Annotated in this window: 19 protein-coding genes; 8 read left to right on the forward strand and 11 right to left on the reverse strand. The window is 59.9% G+C overall.

What is annotated here, in order from left to right:
- Positions 1-25: 25 nt before the first annotated feature.
- The gene (gene cls / locus FW800_RS14615) at positions 26-1,465 is read right to left on the reverse strand and encodes a cardiolipin synthase (RefSeq protein WP_148853767.1); all 1,440 of its coding nucleotides are present in this window, start codon (positions 1,463-1,465) and stop codon (positions 26-28) included.
- Positions 1,466-1,595: 130 nt separating this feature from the next.
- On the opposite strand from cls, the gene FW800_RS14620 reads away from it, so the two are divergent.
- Positions 1,596-2,117, forward strand: a complete 522-nt coding sequence (locus FW800_RS14620) for a DUF3617 domain-containing protein (protein ID WP_446437866.1) — start codon at positions 1,596-1,598, stop codon at positions 2,115-2,117.
- Here FW800_RS14620 and FW800_RS14625 read toward each other — a convergent pair.
- Genes FW800_RS14625 through folE2 form a run of 6 tightly spaced genes read right to left on the reverse strand, consistent with a single transcriptional unit; the run spans position 2,114 to position 7,323 of the window.
- Entirely contained in the window at positions 2,114-3,451 is a 1,338-nt protein-coding gene (locus FW800_RS14625; RefSeq protein WP_446437867.1) for a dihydroorotase, read from the reverse strand. The two genes, FW800_RS14620 and FW800_RS14625, sit on opposite strands and share 4 nt — an antisense overlap.
- Before the next feature lie 3 nt (positions 3,452-3,454).
- On the reverse strand, positions 3,455-4,015 hold the full coding sequence (locus FW800_RS14630) for a gamma carbonic anhydrase family protein (RefSeq protein ID WP_027608202.1): 561 nt from the start codon (positions 4,013-4,015) through the stop codon (positions 3,455-3,457).
- The gene (locus FW800_RS14635; RefSeq protein WP_446437868.1) at positions 4,012-4,890 is read right to left on the reverse strand and encodes a metal ABC transporter substrate-binding protein; all 879 of its coding nucleotides are present in this window, start codon (positions 4,888-4,890) and stop codon (positions 4,012-4,014) included. Before FW800_RS14635 ends, FW800_RS14630 begins: the two co-directional genes overlap by 4 nt.
- An 11-nt stretch (positions 4,891-4,901) precedes the next feature.
- The gene (locus FW800_RS14640) at positions 4,902-5,768 is read right to left on the reverse strand and encodes a metal ABC transporter permease (RefSeq protein WP_103734113.1); all 867 of its coding nucleotides are present in this window, start codon (positions 5,766-5,768) and stop codon (positions 4,902-4,904) included.
- The gene (locus FW800_RS14645; protein WP_446437869.1) at positions 5,768-6,436 is read right to left on the reverse strand and encodes a metal ABC transporter ATP-binding protein; all 669 of its coding nucleotides are present in this window, start codon (positions 6,434-6,436) and stop codon (positions 5,768-5,770) included. The genes FW800_RS14640 and FW800_RS14645 overlap by 1 nt, the downstream gene beginning before the upstream one ends.
- Positions 6,433-7,323, reverse strand: coding sequence for a GTP cyclohydrolase FolE2 (gene folE2 / locus FW800_RS14650; RefSeq protein ID WP_446437870.1), 891 nt, complete (start codon positions 7,321-7,323; stop codon positions 6,433-6,435). The genes FW800_RS14645 and folE2 overlap by 4 nt, the downstream gene beginning before the upstream one ends.
- A gap of 128 nt (positions 7,324-7,451) precedes the next feature.
- Here folE2 and FW800_RS14655 point away from each other — a divergent pair, with 128 nt between their 5' ends.
- Positions 7,452-8,663 carry an N-acetylmuramoyl-L-alanine amidase gene (locus FW800_RS14655; protein ID WP_446437871.1) on the forward strand — a complete coding sequence of 404 codons (1,212 nt, stop codon included), beginning with the start codon at positions 7,452-7,454 and terminating at the stop codon, positions 8,661-8,663.
- On the opposite strand, the gene FW800_RS14660 is transcribed toward FW800_RS14655, so the two are convergent.
- Positions 8,660-9,028, reverse strand: coding sequence for a hypothetical protein (locus FW800_RS14660; protein ID WP_032803757.1), 369 nt, complete (start codon positions 9,026-9,028; stop codon positions 8,660-8,662). The two genes, FW800_RS14655 and FW800_RS14660, sit on opposite strands and share 4 nt — an antisense overlap.
- A 126-nt stretch (positions 9,029-9,154) precedes the next feature.
- On the opposite strand from FW800_RS14660, the gene dksA reads away from it, so the two are divergent.
- From dksA to FW800_RS14680, 4 genes are read left to right on the forward strand one after another with little or no spacing between them, the layout of a single operon-like run.
- Positions 9,155-9,559, forward strand: a complete 405-nt coding sequence (dksA, locus tag FW800_RS14665) for an RNA polymerase-binding protein DksA (RefSeq protein WP_148853769.1) — start codon at positions 9,155-9,157, stop codon at positions 9,557-9,559.
- A 27-nt stretch (positions 9,560-9,586) separates the two neighbouring features.
- Positions 9,587-10,792 (forward strand): zinc metallochaperone GTPase ZigA, encoded by a 1,206-nt coding sequence (zigA, locus tag FW800_RS14670; RefSeq protein ID WP_005792573.1) that lies wholly within the window; start codon positions 9,587-9,589, stop codon positions 10,790-10,792.
- Positions 10,792-11,436, forward strand: a complete 645-nt coding sequence (locus tag FW800_RS14675; protein ID WP_446437872.1) for a DUF1826 domain-containing protein — start codon at positions 10,792-10,794, stop codon at positions 11,434-11,436. The genes zigA and FW800_RS14675 overlap by 1 nt, the downstream gene beginning before the upstream one ends.
- Positions 11,437-11,480: 44 nt before the next feature.
- Entirely contained in the window at positions 11,481-12,443 is a 963-nt protein-coding gene (locus FW800_RS14680) for a CobW family GTP-binding protein (RefSeq protein WP_446437873.1), read from the forward strand.
- On the opposite strand, the gene FW800_RS14685 is transcribed toward FW800_RS14680, so the two are convergent.
- Positions 12,437-12,832, reverse strand: a complete 396-nt coding sequence (locus FW800_RS14685) for a DUF3301 domain-containing protein (RefSeq protein ID WP_005792570.1) — start codon at positions 12,830-12,832, stop codon at positions 12,437-12,439. The genes FW800_RS14680 and FW800_RS14685 overlap by 7 nt on opposite strands.
- A gap of 117 nt (positions 12,833-12,949) precedes the next feature.
- Between FW800_RS14685 and pdxY the strand changes: the two genes are divergently transcribed.
- A complete protein-coding gene (gene pdxY / locus FW800_RS14690) occupies positions 12,950-13,822 on the forward strand; it encodes a pyridoxal kinase PdxY (RefSeq protein WP_032878650.1) in 873 nt (290 codons plus the stop codon).
- A 26-nt stretch (positions 13,823-13,848) separates the two neighbouring features.
- Here the strand turns inward: pdxY and FW800_RS14695 are convergent, their stop codons facing one another.
- A complete protein-coding gene (locus tag FW800_RS14695) occupies positions 13,849-14,334 on the reverse strand; it encodes an acyl-CoA thioesterase (RefSeq protein ID WP_003195747.1) in 486 nt (161 codons plus the stop codon).
- 292 nt (positions 14,335-14,626) lie between these two features.
- On the opposite strand from FW800_RS14695, the gene FW800_RS14700 reads away from it, so the two are divergent.
- Positions 14,627-16,390 carry a cation:proton antiporter gene (locus FW800_RS14700; protein WP_005792568.1) on the forward strand — a complete coding sequence of 588 codons (1,764 nt, stop codon included), beginning with the start codon at positions 14,627-14,629 and terminating at the stop codon, positions 16,388-16,390.
- Positions 16,391-16,406: 16 nt separating this feature from the next.
- Here FW800_RS14700 and FW800_RS14705 read toward each other — a convergent pair whose 3' ends face one another.
- Entirely contained in the window at positions 16,407-16,814 is a 408-nt protein-coding gene (locus FW800_RS14705) for an SMI1/KNR4 family protein (RefSeq protein ID WP_032878652.1), read from the reverse strand.
- Positions 16,815-16,835 lie beyond the last annotated feature (21 nt).

Consider the following 16,835-nt stretch of genomic DNA (forward strand, 5'->3'; position numbering starts at 1 on the left):
TCCCACATTTTCCCTGCGTTGTCTGTTAGAGGATCGGTGAGATCAAGCGCGCCACCCGCATCCCCAACTGTTGCAGGCGTCGCGTCTCGCGGCTTTCTTCCTGACTGACTTCATGGGACAGGGCAAAATCGTCCAGCAGCATGTGTTCAACCTGGCTGGCGAAAGCCTCATCCACTGTCAGCAACATCACTTCGAAATTCAGTCGGAACGAACGGTTGTCCATGTTGGCGCTGCCAATGGCGCTGATTTCGCTGTCTACCAACACCACCTTCTGATGCAGAAACCCGGGCTTGTAGCGGAACACCCGCACACCTGCGCGCACGGCTTCGATGGCGTAAAGGCTGGAGGCGGCATATACGATACGGTGGTCGGGCCGCGATGGCAGCAACAGGCGCACGTCCACCCCGCGCAATACCGCCAGGCGCAGTGCGGCGAATACGGCTTCGTCGGGGACGAAGTACGGGCTGGTAATCCATACCCGCTCGGTCGCTGCGTGGATGGCCTCGACGAAAAACAGCGAGCAGGTTTCATAGGGGTCCGCTGGGCCACTGGCGAGCAGCTGGCAAAGCACACCGTCTTCGGGGTAGGCATCCGGCAGGATCAGCGGCGGCAGTTGCCGCGCCGCCCAGAACCAGTCTTCGGCAAACGACTCCTGAAGGCAGGCCACCACTGGGCCGGTGACCTGTACATGGGTATCGCGCCATGGCGCCAGCGGCGGCTTTTTGCCCAAGTACTCATCGCCCACATTGTGCCCGCCGACAAAGCCGGTGATGCCGTCCACCACCACGATCTTGCGATGGTTACGGAAGTTGACCTGGAAACGATTGAGCCAGCCGCTGCGGGTGGCGAACGCCTTGACCTGCACCCCGGCGTCGCGCAGCGATTGTACGTAGCGATGGGGCAGGGCGTGGCTGCCGATGCGGTCGTACAGCACGTAAATGTCTACGCCCTGGGCGGCCTTTTCCTTCAATAGCACCTGCAATTGGCGGCCAAGCTCATCGTCATGGATGATGAAAAACTGGAACAGCACGGCGGTTCTGGCGTTGCGAATCGCCTCGAAAATCGCGCTAAAAGTAGCCTCGCCATTGATCAACAGGCGCACTTCATTATTGGCCAGACACGGCATGCGCCCGAGCTTGGGCATGGCTCGCAGAGAGGCATAGGCACTGGAGTTGCGCGCCGCGAGCGCTTCCTCTACCCACGGGCGCCAATTCAGTTCGGCGATCGCCGTGTGCATTTCCTGGTTGGCCTGGCGACGGGCCTGGATGTACGCATCGAAGGTGCTGCGGCCGAAGATCAGGTAAGGGATCAGCGTCAGGTAAGGCATGAACATCAGCGACAAGGCCCAGGCGATCGAGCCTTGGGCGGTGCGGACGGTCAGTACCGCGTGAATTGCGGCGAGGCTCCCGAGAACGTGCAGCGTGGCAATGAAGTAGGCGAGCAGGTGCGGGCCAAAGAAATCCATGAACGACGTAACTCCAGGCAGTCCAGTGCGTAACAGACCATGAACGACGGCGAATGTCGCTATTTTATTTGCCGTGCAACACTGGCCGCATTGCGACGTCTAACACGCACAATTACCCAGGAGTTACCCGATGAATGCTCGTCTGCTTGGTTTGGCCATGGTTGTTGGTTTGTCGCTGCCGGTGGCGGCGCAGGCGCAGATGCTGGCGCCGGGCTTGTGGGAGTTGACCACCAGCAATATGAAAGTCGATAACCAGGACCTGCCGGACCTGTCGCTGATCCTCGGTCAGCTCAAGCAACAAATGACTCCTGAACAGCGCGCCATGCTCGAAAAGCAAGGCATCAACATGGCCGGTAAGGGTGTGCAGGTGTGCCTGACCCCAGCCCAGGTTGCCACCGATTCCATCCCGCTGACCGACCCGCAATCGGGCTGCAAGCAGGAAGTGACTGACAAGGCCGGCAACCAATGGAAGTTCCGTTTCAGCTGCCCCAAAGCCCAGGGCACGGGTGTAGCGACCTTCCAGAGCCAGAAGGAATTCACCACCACCGTCAACGGTACGTTCAATGCCACCGGCATCCAGCAGAAGGGCAGCCTGGACAGCCACGCTCAGTGGCTGGGCAACGATTGCGGTACGGTCAAACCCCGCGCTTAACGCAGAAAATGCAGGGGCAAGCCCTGGCAACTGTCGACCACCTGGCCGTTGTGCCAGGCCAGGTGGCCGGACACCAGCGTGGTGCTCACGCTGTGACGAAAGCTGCGCTCTGCAAAGGGTGTCCAGCCGCAACGGGCGAGAATCGGTTGGCTGCTGACCGGTTTGCCCTGAGGCTCAGGTTTGATCAACACCAGATCGGCCCAATAGCCTTCACGCAGGTAACCGCGATCAGGAATGGCAAACAGGTCGGCCACACGATGACTGGTTTTCGCCACCAGTGTGGTCAGAGGCAAATGCCCGTCGGCCACCAACTCCAATAGTGCCGGCAGGGCGTGCTGCACCAGGGGCAAACCCGAGGGTGCTTCACGATAGCCCAATTGTTTTTGCGCCCAGGTATGCGGCGCATGGTCAGTGCCAATCACATCCAGGCGATCACTTAATAACGCCAGGCGCAGCGCGTCGCGGTCGGCGCGTGTCTTGATGGCCGGGTTGCATTTGATCTGATGACCGAGGCGGTGATAGTCGCGGTCGTCGAACAGCAGGTGATGCAGACAGACCTCTGCGGTGATGTGTTTTTCGGCCAGGGGCTTGTCTTCGAACAGCGCGAGTTCACGGGCGCTGGTCAGGTGCAGCACGTGCAGTCGCGTGCCATGGCGCTGGGCCAGTTCCACGGCATACGATGACGAGCGATAACACGCTTCGGCGTCGCGGATCAGCGGATGAGCGACAGCGGGAATGCGCTCGCCAAAGCGCTCGCGCAAGCGTTGCTCGTTGGCCAGGATGCTCGGAGTGTGTTCGCAGTGCGCGAGCAGAATGGTCGGCACTTCGGCAAACAAACGTTCCAGAATACGTGGGTCGTCCACCAGCATGTTGCCGGTGGAGGCGCCCATGAACACTTTGACACCAGCTACTGCACAGGGGGCGAGGGCGGCGATGATATCCAGATTGTCGTTGCTTACGCCAAAGTGAAAGCCGTAGTTGGCCACTGAGTGCAACGCAGCACGGTGCTTCTTATCGGCCAAGGCTTGCAGGTTCAAAGTGGCTGGCTGGGTGTTGGGCATGTCCATGAAGCTGGTGATACCGCCGGCCACCGCGGCACGGGATTCGCTGTAGAAACTGCCTTTGTCTGGCGCGCCGGGTTCGCGAAAATGCACCTGGTCATCGATCATTCCCGGCAGCAACCACTGGCCTTTGGCGTCGATTTCCACCGGTTCGTCAGCGCCTTCAATGCTGGCGGCAATCTTCTCGATACGGCCATTGGCGACCAGCACGTCGGCGTCGAATACCTGGCCCTCGTTGACCAGGCGGGCGTTGCGTATCAGCAGGCGACTCATGGTTCAGAACTCGTTTTGCAAGGCTTTGTAGCCGCGCACCAGGTCGACGTTGGTGCGTGCCACGTCTTCGGAAAACTCCGAGGCACTGACACTCACCGGCGGGAATTGCGACAGGTCGGTGTTAGGCCCGATGCGGGTGGTGGAGGGCACGTAGAAGGCCGCGGGCAGGTCGCGGCCATCGACCACCGAGTTGTGGCGCACCACGCAGCCATCGCCGACGGCGCAATTGAACAGCACGCTGTTGAAGCCGATGAACACGCGGTCGCCAACTGTGCAGGGGCCATGGACGATGGAACGGTGGGCGATAGAGGTGAACTCGCCAATAGTCACCGCCGCGCCGGACTTGGAGTGGATCACCACGCCGTCCTGGATGTTGGAGTTCGCGCCGATCGTGATCGGGTCCATGGCGCCGCCGGCATCGACTTCGTCGGCGCGGATCACGGCGTAGGGGCCGACGAAGACGTTCTCGCCGATGATGACCTTGCCGCAGATGATCGCGGTCTTGTCGACGTAGGCTGACTCGGCAATGACCGGCAGGTCACCTGAAGGGTTTTTTCGGATCATGGTTTGCTCAACGCCGCGCACAGGGTGTTCAGGTTGTATTCGAACAGCCCGATAAAGGTGCTGGCCGGGCCTTGAGCGGCGAGGGCGTCGGAGTACAGCGTGCCGCCTATCTGCGCGCCGCTTTCATCGGCAATCTGCTTGAGCAGGCGCGAGTCCTTGATGTTTTCGATAAACACGGCTTTGACCTTGTCTTTACGGATCTGGGTGATCAGCGCGGCGACTTCGGCGGCCGACGGGTCACGCTCGGTAGACAAGCCCTGGGGCGCGAGGAATTGGATGCCATACGCCTGGCCCAAATAGCCGAAGGCGTCATGGGAGGTGACGATGCGGCGGTTGCCCGACGGCAGTGCAGCGAACTTGGCCTTGGCCTCGGCCAGCAGGCTGTGGATTTGCTTAAGGTAAGCCTGGCTGTTGCGCAGGTAGTCGCTTTTATTGGCAGGATCGGCGGTCACCAATGCCTTGGTGATGTTGCTCACATAAATTTCGGCGTTGGCCAGGTTGTGCCAGGCGTGTGGGTCGGGAATGGTCTCGCCGTCTTCCTCCATGGTGTGCGAGATCACGCCTTTGCTGGCGGTGACGACCGTAGCGGTGGTTTCAGTGCTGGTGACCAGGCGATCCAGCCACGGCTCGAAACCTAGGCCGTTCTTGATGATGACCTTGGCCTTGAGCAGCGCTTTGGCGTCATCCGGTGTGGGTTCATAGGTATGAGCATCGGCGTCCGGGCCGACCATGTTGCTGATCTGAATATGGTCGCCACCGATCTGGTGGGTGATGTCATCGAGAATACTGAAGCTGGTGACCACCTGGAGTTTGTCTGCGGCGTGAGCCATCGACAGCGGCAGCAACAGACTGAACAACACAAGAAGAGCGCGCATCGGGAAACACCTCATGAGGATGTAGGCAAAGGTGGGCGGCGCAATAAGCCATGCACCGGACCGAATACCACGGACAACACATATCCAGCGCCCGCCACCAACACGATCGCCGGGCCGCTGGGCAGTGAGTAGTAGAACGACAGCAGCAAACCCAGCCACACCGACAGGCATCCCAGCACCGCCGATACCGCGATCAACACCGGCAGGCGTCGGCTCCAGAAGCGTGAAGCGATGGCCGGCAGCATCATCAAACCCACCACCATCAGTGCGCCGATGGCTTGAAAACCGATCACCAGGTTCAGCACCACCAGGGTCAGGAACAGGCCGTGGGCCAGTGGGCCAAGGCGGCTGACGGTTTGCAGGAACAGCGGGTCAAGGGTGTCGAGCAGCAGGGGTTTGTAGATCAGTGCCATGGCGATCAGGCTGAAGCCGGACACCCAGAGCATTCCGGTCAGTGTGGTTTCGTCCACGGCCAGGGCGGAGCCGAATAACAGGTGCAGCAGGTCCAAGCGTTTGCCGGCAATGCCCAGGATCAATACACCGGCCGCGAGCGAAATGGGGTAGATGGCGGCGAGGCTGGCGTCTTCGCGCAGGCCGGTGCGGCGGGTAATCCACGCCGCCAGGCCGGCCATGCTCAGGCCTGCGCCGAGGCCGCCGAGGGTCAGGGCGGGCAGGCTTAGCCCTGCGAACCAGAAACCCAGTGCGGCGCCCGGCAGAATGCCGTGAGCCACGGCGTCACCGATCAGGCTCATGCGTCGCAGGATCAGGAACACGCCCAAGGGGGCGGTGCTACATGCAAGCACCAACCCGCCGATCAGTGCGCGGCGCATAAACACGAAATCCTGAAATGGCATCCACAAGTGAGCGGTGAGGTGCATCAGGCCACCTGCATCTGTGGTTGCGGGCGGATCAGCTCTTTGCTGGGGCCGAACACGCAGCCGGTGTTTTTAAGCTGCAGCACGTGCTGGGTGTGGTGACGCACGGACGCCAAGTCATGACAGACGACCACCAGCGTGCGGCCTTGGTTGTGCCAGCTATGGATGTGTTTCCAGCACAGTGCCTGGCCGTCTTCGTCGAGGGCGGCGTGGGGTTCGTCGAGCAGCAGGATGGGGGAGTCGGCCAGGCTCATACGGGCGAGCAGGGCGCGTTGCAGTTCGCCACCGGATAACGCCATCAGCGGGCGCTGTTCCAAACCGCTGAGACACCACTCGTCCAATACCGCGTGCAGGCGCTCGTTGCGTTCATGTGAATTCAGCTGGGTGCCCCAGAAGCCGGCAGCCACCAACTCTTGCAAACTGATCGGAAACTGACGATCCAAGTGCTGTTGCTGGGGCAAGAACGACAAGCCGCCGCGACGTGGAACATCGACACGCACCTTGCCCGTCAGCGGCTTTTGCAACCCGGCGATCACTTTGAGCAGGCTGCTCTTGCCGGTGCCATTGGCGCCGATAATCCCTGTGAGGCTACCTTTTTCCAGCGTCAGGTTCAGCGCCGGCGTCAGTGGTTGGCCGGGGGCGCCCCAGCGTAAAGCATGGCAGGTAATCATGCAAAGTCTCTCGCCCAACGGCTTTCAGCCACCGCATCGTGGGCGTGCAGGCTTTCGGCGTGGATCACTTTGAGGTGGAAGGCTTTGACGGCATCCGAGCGCTTCAAGGCGAGGTTCAAGCGGCGAGCGGCATCTTCGCAGAACATGAGGTTCTGTCCGTTAGCCAGGGCGAACGCTTGTTCATCCGCACGTTTCACAGCGGTTTGTACGGCAGTGCCCAGAGCTGCTTCGGCAGCGTTGATCAAGTCGACTATCGCCAGATCGTCACCCTGCAGCTGAACGTTTAACTGCGCGGTACTGCGTTGGCTATGGGGCGTGGCCACAATACCGTGGGCGCTGCCCAGCCAGCTCAACACGTCTTCATGCTGCAGAGATGTGTGGGCAAAATCTTCGAGAAACTGCTGTTGAATCAGCTGTCTGGCCAGGGCAGCGGAGCAAGGGCAGGTTGAGGAATAAGTAACGTCAATTTTTAGTTCCACGTGGAACATCTGATTTTCCAGACGCGCTTCGATGCTGACCGGATAGCTTTTCCAACCCTCCAAAGGGCTGACCAACGCGGGGCGTTTTAACAACAGATTTGTGTGAATACGCAGGTAGGCGTTCTTAGATAAATCTTCATGTGTGTCGAGAAAACGCTGCAGTACATTACGCAAGAGTGCAGATGTAAGGGGTTGCTGTTCGAGCATTTCCAACGCCAAGTAGAGGCGTGACATATGAATGCCACGGGCCGTGCCGTCGTTCAGGCTTACGCCCGCATCGGCGGTAGCGGCCAGGTGTTGGCCGCCTAGCAGCACAGGCAGGGCAATGCCGCACATGCCCACCCAGTCGAGTGGCAAGGCTTGGCGTGAAGCCTGCGCGGCGATATCCGGCAGAGTCAGCGCATTCATGAGCAGGTCCATCGTTGGAAATGATTGGTCATGTTATAGTATAACAATAACTGCCACGATGAAATTTCTGTCCCAGCCTTTGTTCAGTCCTGTCGAGTCGGGATGCTCCTTTATCTGCGGTGTATGTCATGCACAGACGTCAGCTCCTTAACCTGCTGCTGGTCAGCCCCTTGTTCACGTTGCCTTTGGGGGCCTACGCCACGCAGATCCGCAATGCGCGCATGTGGCGCTCTGACGATAAGCTGCGGCTGGTGTTCGACCTTAGCGGCCCGGTGCAATACAAGACGTTCTCCCTGACGTCGCCGGACCGCCTGATCATCGACTTGAGTGGCGCCGGCCTCAGCGGCGACTTTTCCCAACTGGCGCTGAAGAACAGTGGGATTACCTCGATCCGCTCCGGGCATTTCGGCAAGAGCGATACGCGTATCGTGCTGGATTTGGTCGCGCCGATGCAGCTCAACAGTTTTGTGCTGCCGCCCCAGGATGGCCAAGGCCATCGCCTGGTACTGGACCTGACCAACGCCACGCACGCGCCCCGTCAAATCGCTGCTGACCCGGCGCCCTTGGTGGCGCCGGTGGACAAGGCACATCCCAAACGCGACATCATTGTGGTGGTTGACCCCGGCCATGGCGGCAAAGACCCGGGCGCCGTGGGCTCCAAGGGCCAGCGCGAAAAAGATGTGGTGCTGTCGATCGCCCAGTTGCTGGCGAAACGTTTGAAACGTGAAAAAGGTTTTGCCGTAAAGCTGGTGCGCAACGACGACTTCTTCGTACCGCTGCGCAAGCGCGTGGACATCGCCCGCAAGTACAAGGCCGATATGTTCATCTCGGTGCACGCCGACGCCGCGCCACGGCTTACTGCATCGGGCGCTTCGGTGTATGCGTTGTCGGAAGGCGGTGCCACCTCTGCCACGGCGCGGTTCATGGCCCAGCGCGAGAACGGCGCAGACCTCTTGGGCGCCACGACGTTGCTCAATCTGAAGGACAAGGACCCGATGCTGGCCGGAGTAATCCTCGACATGTCCATGAACGCCACCATCGCCTCCAGCCTGCAACTGGGCAGCGCGGTATTGGGCAGCCTGCAAAGCATCACCAGCCTGCATCAGAAGCGGGTGGAACAGGCAGGGTTCGCGGTGCTCAAGTCACCGGACGTGCCTTCGATCCTGGTGGAGACCGGGTTTATCTCCAATGCACGGGACGCCCAGCGGCTGGTGACGGCGCGTCATCAACAAGCGGTGGCGGATCGGCTTTTTGAAGGGTTGAAACAGTACTTCCAGAAGAACCCGCCCATCAACAGTTACATGGCTTGGGTGCAGGAACAGCAGAAAACCCAGGCTTAACAGCCGGTCATTCGGTTACAGGTGAACTTGGCGCTGGCGCCGCCTGAACTGGAAAACCGGTTGATGGTGGTCCAGCCCACGCGACGCGTATAGCCAACCCACGCCTCGCCATCCGATGCCAACCCGGTGAAGAACGTCAGTTGCCCGTAGCGGCTATTGGTCTGTGCCCAATAGCGTTTGCCGATCACTTCGAAACCGCGCAGGTAAGTGATGTTACCCGCAGTCGCCACGCTGTAGGCATTGCCCAGCGGGTCCACGCAAGCCAGCAGGGTGGCGCTGCGGGTGCAGTTGGCCAACGGGCTTGGGACTTGGGCGCAGGCAGGTCCTGCGGTTGCCAATAGCAGGGCGCACAGTACGTATCTCATCGTGTTTCTCGGGGGGCGAAAGTGATCAAGCATTGCGCCCTTCGTCGTGAGGAGCAAGGGAAGTTGGCTTATTTGTATTGTTATATTATAACATAAATGCACAGCCCCACCCGTGAACCGTTTCCCATGACCGAACAAGAATTGCTGGCCCAACCGGCTGCTGACTACATGAATGAAGCCCAACAGCGCTTCTTCCGCGAACTGCTGCTGGCTCAGCGCAATGAACTGCAGGCCCGTATCGACGCTGAGTTCCAGGCGCTGCGCGAGCAGGAAACCAATAGCGACCTGGCGGATATCGGCAGCGCTGAAGAGCAGCGCCAGTGGCAGTTGCGCCTACTGGAGCGGGAAAAAAAGCTGTTGGACAAGATCGACGATGCCCTGGAGCTGCTGGCCCGCGGTGAATACGGATGGTGCCGTGAAACCGGCGAGCCCATCGGCCTGCAACGCCTGCTGCTGCGCCCCACCGCAACCCTGTGTATCGAAGCCAAAGAACGTGAAGAGCTGCGCGAACGCCATAAACGGGCAGTTTGACCGGCCAACCCTGATGAGGAATACCTGATGCCCAATCGTCTCCCCGTGACCGTGTTGTCCGGCTTTCTCGGCGCCGGTAAAAGCACACTGCTCAACTATGTCCTGCGCAACCGCGACAACCTGCGGGTGGCGGTGATCGTCAACGACATGAGTGAAATCAACATCGACGGCAGCGAGGTGCAGCGCGACGTCACGCTCAATCGTGCCGAAGAAAAACTGGTGGAGATGAGCAACGGCTGCATCTGCTGCACCTTGCGTGAAGACTTGCTGGAAGAAGTCGCCAAGCTGGCCAAGGAAGGGCGTTTCGATTATCTGCTGATCGAATCCACCGGTATCTCCGAGCCGCTGCCCGTGGCCGAAACCTTCACCTTTCGCGATGAAAACGAGCAAAGCCTGGCCGACATTGCACGCCTGGACACCATGGTTACCGTGGTCGATGGCATGAATTTTCTGCTCGACTACCAGGCCGCCGAAAGCCTGGCTTCCCGCGGCGAAACGCTGGGTGAAGAAGATGAGCGCTCTATCACTGACCTGTTGATCGAACAGATCGAATTCGCCGACGTCATCCTGATCAGCAAAATCGACCTGATCAGCAGCCGCGAGCGTGAAGAATTGATGGCCATCCTCGAGCGCCTCAACGCCCAGGCGGAAATAATCCCGATGGTCATGGGCGAGGTGGCGCTGCACAAGATCCTCAACACCGGCCGTTTCGACTTCGAACGCGCTGCCCAGGCGCCGGGTTGGTTGCAGGAGCTGCGCGGTGAGCATGTACCGGAAACCGAAGAATACGGTATTGCCTCCACCGCTTACCGTGCGCGCCGCCCCTTCCATCCACAGCGGTTTTTCGACTTTATCGATCGCCCTTGGGTGAACGGCAAACTGTTGCGCTCCAAGGGCTTCTTCTGGTTGGCCAGCAAACATCAGGACGCCGGCAGTTGGTCCCAGGCTGGTGGCTTGATGCGCCATGGCTTTGCCGGACGCTGGTGGCGCTTTGTGCCCAAAAGCCAATGGCCCCAGGACGAGGAAAGCGTGGCGGCGATCATGGGCAACTGGCAACTGAGCACGGGGGACTGCCGCCAGGAGCTGGTGTTTATCGGGCAAAACATCGACTTCAACCTGATGCGTGCGGAACTGGATGCCTGCTTGCTCAATGATGAAGAAATGGCCCTGGGTGTCGAAGGTTGGCGCCAGCTGCCTGATCCTTTCGGCCCTTGGTATGAGCAGGTCGCCTGATGCTGGCCCCGGTTATCCCCCTGCGCCCCGTGATCCGCCAGACGTGTGGGCAAACTCCGTTGGCACTGTCCGATATCCTCGAAGATGGCGTCAACCTGGCGCTGTGGCAACGTCAGTTGCCCCTGCATATCGCCGAGTTCGGCGCCTTGCTGGTGGCGCTCAATGAGCCGCTCGCCGAATCCCTGGTGATTGAGCTCGACAACGAGGACGCCGTGCCGAACTTGCAGGGCCTGGCATCCAGTTGTCGCGATCTTGAGGGTTACGAAGGTTTTGTCGCCGATGTGTCATGGCTGGTCAGTGCATTTGCCTGCCTGCTCGGTGCCAAGCGTATTGGCGTACGTTTGCGGCTGTTGGACAAGGCCATGTGCCCGCGTTTTCACGTTGATCATGTGCCGGTTCGGCTGATCACCACCTATGCCGGTATCGGCAGCCAATGGTTGCGCGAAGGTGTGATGGATCGCCGCAAACTGAGCCAGGCGGACACCGAACCTACCGAGCGTATCGAGCAGATCCACTGCGGTGAGGTGGCGCTGCTCAAGGGCACCAAATGGCATGGTAACGAAGGGCATGGCCTGATCCATCGTTCGCCAGCGCTCAAGGCCGATGAGCGCCGGTTGATCCTGACGCTGGATTGGCTGGCGTAACCGCGTAGGATCAAACGCTCTACACGGCCAGAATGATGTTTCCAATGTTGCAGAACATACCCACCCATGTGATTGCCGGCCCATTGGGCGCCGGCAAGACCAGCCTGATCAAGCACCTGCTCGCTCAGCGCCCGGCCAACGAGCGTTGGGCGGTGCTAATCAACGAATTTGGCCAGATCGGCCTGGACGCTGCCTTGCTGACTCAAGACGCTGACGGCGTCGCCTTGGGCGAGGTGGCGGGTGGCTGCCTGTGCTGTGTGAATGGTGCACCGTTCCAGGTAGGCCTGGGCCGTTTGCTGCGTAAGGCCAAACCGGATCGGCTGTTTATCGAACCTTCAGGTTTGGGTCATCCCGCGCAGTTGCTCAAACAACTGCGGGAAGCGCCATGGCAAGACGTGCTGGCCGTGCAGCCCAGCGTGCTGGTGCTGGATGCCCAGGCGTTGGCAGCAGGCAAGCCCTTGCCGCAGGCACAGCAAGCGGTGCTGGCAAGTGCTGGCCTGCTGGTGTTGAACAAGGATGAGGCCCTGAATGCCGCACAACGTCAGGCGATTGAACGGCAGCTACCCGATTGCGCGCTTTACTGGACACGCCAGGCTCAGCTGCCAATCGACCAGTTGCCGGGCTTGAATGCGCAGGCGCAAGCGGCTGTGGATAACTTGGCGGCGCCTGAAGGCCTCGCGCAAATGCCGGCCATCTGGAGCGATCCTGCCTTGCCCATCTGTTTGAGCCAGGGCCAGGAGGGGGGGTGGAGTATCGGCTGGCGATGGCACCCCAGCCAGCAATTTGATGTCAGCCGTCTGCATCGCTGGCTATCAGGCCTCGACTGGCATCGTGCCAAACTGGTTATCCACAGCGGCGAAGACTGGGTCTCGGCCAACGCTGTGGATAACAGCGTTTTAACCTGGCAACCTAGCGAATGGCGACGGGATTCACGTATCGAATTGATCTTCAGCGAACCACGGGACGTGGCCGCATTGCAGGCGGCGCTGGCAGCCTGCCGCTACTGACGGTTCTTGGTGGCGTGGTCCTGGCGCCATTGGCTCAATTCGATCACTTCGGCGCTAGGCAGTGGCTCCTTGGCTTCGAACGGGTAGGGTGCCAGTTCGATCTGCGCACTGTGGGCGCCGAATTGGGTGATCGTCCCGGCATGGCGGGTCTCCCCGGTCACGGTGAATTCGAAATTATAGACGCGTGCCAGGCGCCGCCGGCCATTGGCATCCTTGACGAAACCAATGCGTTTGAGCGCAACCGCACCATCGAGCAATTCGATATCAAGCTTGGCGCAATGCTGCTTGACCCGCTCCAGCGCCCGCTCACGCAGGCCGTGGTTGTGCCAAACCCAGGCGGCGCCAGTCGCCAGCAGCATCAGCACGAAGATGTTTCCCAGGGTCAGCATTCCATGAACTCCAACAAAGTGAGAGCAGCTTAACTGCGTCGCCGGTCTGTCGTACAGGCTGCGTTTAGTCGCATACTGCGCGGCCAGAATTTCAACGGCTTTACGGAAATCTCCCGCATGAAACGCACACCTCATCTGCTTGCGATCCAGTCTCATGTGGTCTTTGGCCACGCCGGAAACAGCGCCGCCGTGTTCCCCATGCAGCGTGTGGGAGTGAATGTCTGGCCGCTCAATACGGTGCAGTTCTCCAACCACACTCAGTATGGACAGTGGGCGGGCGAAGTGTTGGCGCCGCAGCAAATTCCGGCCCTGGTAGAAGGCATTGCCGCGATTGGTGAGCTGGGCAACTGTGACGCGGTGCTGTCCGGCTACCTGGGCAGCGCCGATCAGGGCCGTGCAATCCTTAGCGGCGTGGCCCGTATCAAAGCGATCAATCCGAAGGCGCTGTACCTGTGCGACCCGGTGATGGGCCACCCGGAAAAGGGTTGCATCGTGCCACAGGAGGTCAGCGATTTCCTGCTCGATGAGGCTGCGGCCATGGCAGATTTCCTGTGCCCCAACCAATTGGAACTGGACAGCTTTGCCGGGCGCAAACCGCAATCGCTGTTTGATTGCCTGGCCATGGCCAAGGCGTTGCTGGCCCGCGGGCCCAAAGCGGTGCTGGTCAAGCACCTGGATTACCCAGGCAAACTGCCGGAAGGTTTTGAAATGCTGTTGGTGACGGCTGAGGGCAGTTGGCACTTGCGTCGGCCGCTGCTGGCGTTCCCGCGTCAGCCGGTGGGTGTGGGCGACCTGACGTCGGGCCTGTTCCTAGCGCGGGTGCTGTTAGGCGATAGCCTGGTGGCAGCCTTTGAATTCACCGCCGCAGCGGTGCATGAAGTGCTACTGGAGACCCAGGCCTGCGCCAGTTATGAACTGGAACTGGTGCGGGCCCAGGACCGTATTGCCCACCCTCGTGTGCGCTTCGAAGCCACACCGATCAGTTTGTAAGCACAGGGAGCCCGTGGGTTTACAAATTACGGCGCGTCGGCTTTGATCTCCCGGTAACGCTTTTCCAGCTCCTGACGAATCTGCCGACGCTGCTGGGCCTGCACAAAGCGGCGCTTGTCCTCGCTGTTCTGCGGTTGCAGCGGCGGCACGGCGGCAGGTTTGCGCTGGTCGTCCACGGCCACCATGGTAAAGAAACAGCTGTTGGTATGGCGCACCGAGCGTTCACGGATGTTCTCGGTCACCACCTTGATGCCCACTTCCATCGACGTATTGCCGGTGTAGTTGACCGACGCGAGGAAAGTCACCAGTTCACCGACATGGATCGGTTCGCGAAAAATCACCTGGTCCACCGACAGCGTGACCACATAACGACCGGCATAACGGCTGGCGCAGGCGTAGGCCACTTCGTCGAGGTACTTGAGCAGCGTGCCGCCGTGGACATTGCCTGAGAAGTTGGCCATGTCAGGGGTCATCAGTACCGTCATCGACAGCTGGGCGTTTCCGGGTTCCATAGCACACTCACGGGTTGTAGGCATTGGTTGGGGGGAGGGCACCTCTGCGGGTGCTGGAGTCTTTGCAGCGCCATCCCTAACGGGACGCTGGTGGGCAGCTTGCCGTCACGCGTGCATCGATCTGTTTCCATATATTGCACCGGCTTTTCAGCAGAAGTCGCGGTGTTAACCTTCAAAAGCCCATCCCAGGGCATTTCTTACGATCAAGGCAGACTTTTCCTTCCGCTCTTTGCGACCGTACAAAGGCGGCCGGAAGTGGGAAAAGCGCTGGTACCTCAAGGAGTCCCTCGCCATGCACGCCATCAGCTTTATCCAGGACCTGGCCGTGATCATGCTGGTGGCAGGGGTTGTGACCATCCTGTTTCACCGCCTCAAGCAGCCGGTGGTGCTGGGCTACATCGTTGCGGGTTTTATTATCGGGCCGCATACCCCGCCGTTTGGCCTGATCCACGATGAAGACACGATCAAGACCCTGGCTGAGCTAGGGGTGATTTTCCTGATGTTCTGCCTGGGCCTGGAGTTCAGCCTGCGCAAGCTGTTCAAGGTGGGCGCCACGGCGTTTATCGCGGCCTTCCTGGAAATCGTCCTGATGATCTGGATCGGCTATGAGATTGGCCGCTGGTTCGACTGGAGCACCATGGACTCGCTGTTCCTCGGCGCGATCCTGGCGATCTCCTCGACCACCATCATCGTCAAGGCCCTCAATGACCTGAAGATGAAAGACCAGCGTTTCGCCCAGCTGATTTTCGGGGTATTGATCGTCGAGGACATCCTGGGCATCGGCATCATTGCCCTGCTGTCGAGCATCGCCGTCAGTGGCACGGTCAGCTCAGGCGAAGTGTTCTCCACGGTCGGCAAACTCTCACTGTTCATGATCGTCGCGCTGGTGATCGGCATTTTGCTGGTGCCGCGCCTGCTGGCTTACGTGGCCAAGTTTGAAAGCAACGAAATGCTGCTGATCACCGTATTGGGCCTGTGTTTCGGCTTCTGCCTGCTGGTGGTGAAGCTGGAGTACAGCATGGTGCTCGGCGCCTTCCTGATTGGCGCGATCATGGCTGAATCCCGTCAGTTGATTAAGATTGAGCGCTTGATCGAACCCGTTCGCGACATGTTCAGCGCGATCTTCTTTGTGGCGATTGGCTTGATGATCGACCCGCAGATCTTGCTGCAATACGCGTGGCCGATCGCCGTAATCACCGTGGCCGTGGTGCTGGGCAAAATGCTCTCCTGTGGCCTGGGCGCTTTTATCGCGGGCAATGATGGTCGTACTTCGTTGCGGGTCGGTATGGGGCTGTCACAGATTGGTGAATTTTCTTTCATCATCGCAGCGCTGGGGATGACTTTGCAGGTGACCAGCGACTTCCTGTACCCGGTGGCCGTGGCTGTTTCGGCGATTACGACCTTGCTCACCCCCTACCTGATTCGCGGGGCTGACCCGCTATCGTTGAAGATCGCAGCGGTAATGCCCAAGCGCATGAGCCGGGTATTCGGACTGTATGGCGAATGGCTGCGCAGCATCCAGCCCCAGGGCGAGGGTGCAATGCTGGCGTCGATGATCCGCAAGATCATCCTGCAAGTCGGGGTGAATCTGGCACTGGTGATCGCGATCTTCTTCGCCGGCAGTTTTTTCGCGGCGCGCATCGGCGGGTATCTGGAAGGCTGGATCAGTGATCAGAGCTGGCAGAAGGCGTTGATCTGGGGCGGGGCGCTGCTGTTGTCGCTGCCGTTCCTGATTGCGGCGTATCGCAAGCTCAAGGCGCTGTCGATGTTGCTGGCCGAGATGAGTGTGAAGCCGGAGATGGCCGGGCGGCATACCCAGCGTGTGCGAAGGGTGATCGCGGAGCTGATTCCGCTGCTCTCGCTGCTGGTGATCTTCCTGCTACTGGCAGCCTTGTCGGCCAGCATTCTGCCGACCAACAAGTTGCTGGTGCTGATCGCCGTGGTCACGGCGGCTGTGGCTGCGGTGCTCTGGCGCTGGTTTATCCGGGTGCATACGCGGATGCAGGTGGCCTTGTTGGAAACATTAGATAACCACAAGGATACGCCGGAGCACTAAAGGTTGGGTGTGGGACTCAGCTTTCCAGCCAGACGTCCCGCGCCCAGTGCCACACCGATTCCCAGGATTCTTCGGTGACGATTTCTTCTTCGCCAGACCACAGCACCACGGTGCCGTCTTCTTCGACGCAGTAGTAGTCGTCACCGTCTTGGCAGATTGGGATCAGCTCACGAGGTACACCAAGGTCCCAGGCGTTTGCAGCCACTTCAGGCAGGTAGGTATGGGAGCCCGGGTCAGTAATGGTCACTGGCTCCAAGCTGCCGTACACCACATCACTGACGGTCAGCAGGAATTCCTTAAAGACGAACGGAATATTGATGAACAGCTGTTCTTCAACTTCCACCAGTTGGTCTTCGTCAGGCAGCTCCAAAGGAACCGGGACCGGTTCGTTGGCTTCACGCAATTGTTCGATGATTTCTTCCACGGCCGGGATCCTCTTGCTAGA

The organism is Pseudomonas sp. 910_23 (genome assembly GCF_052850795.1).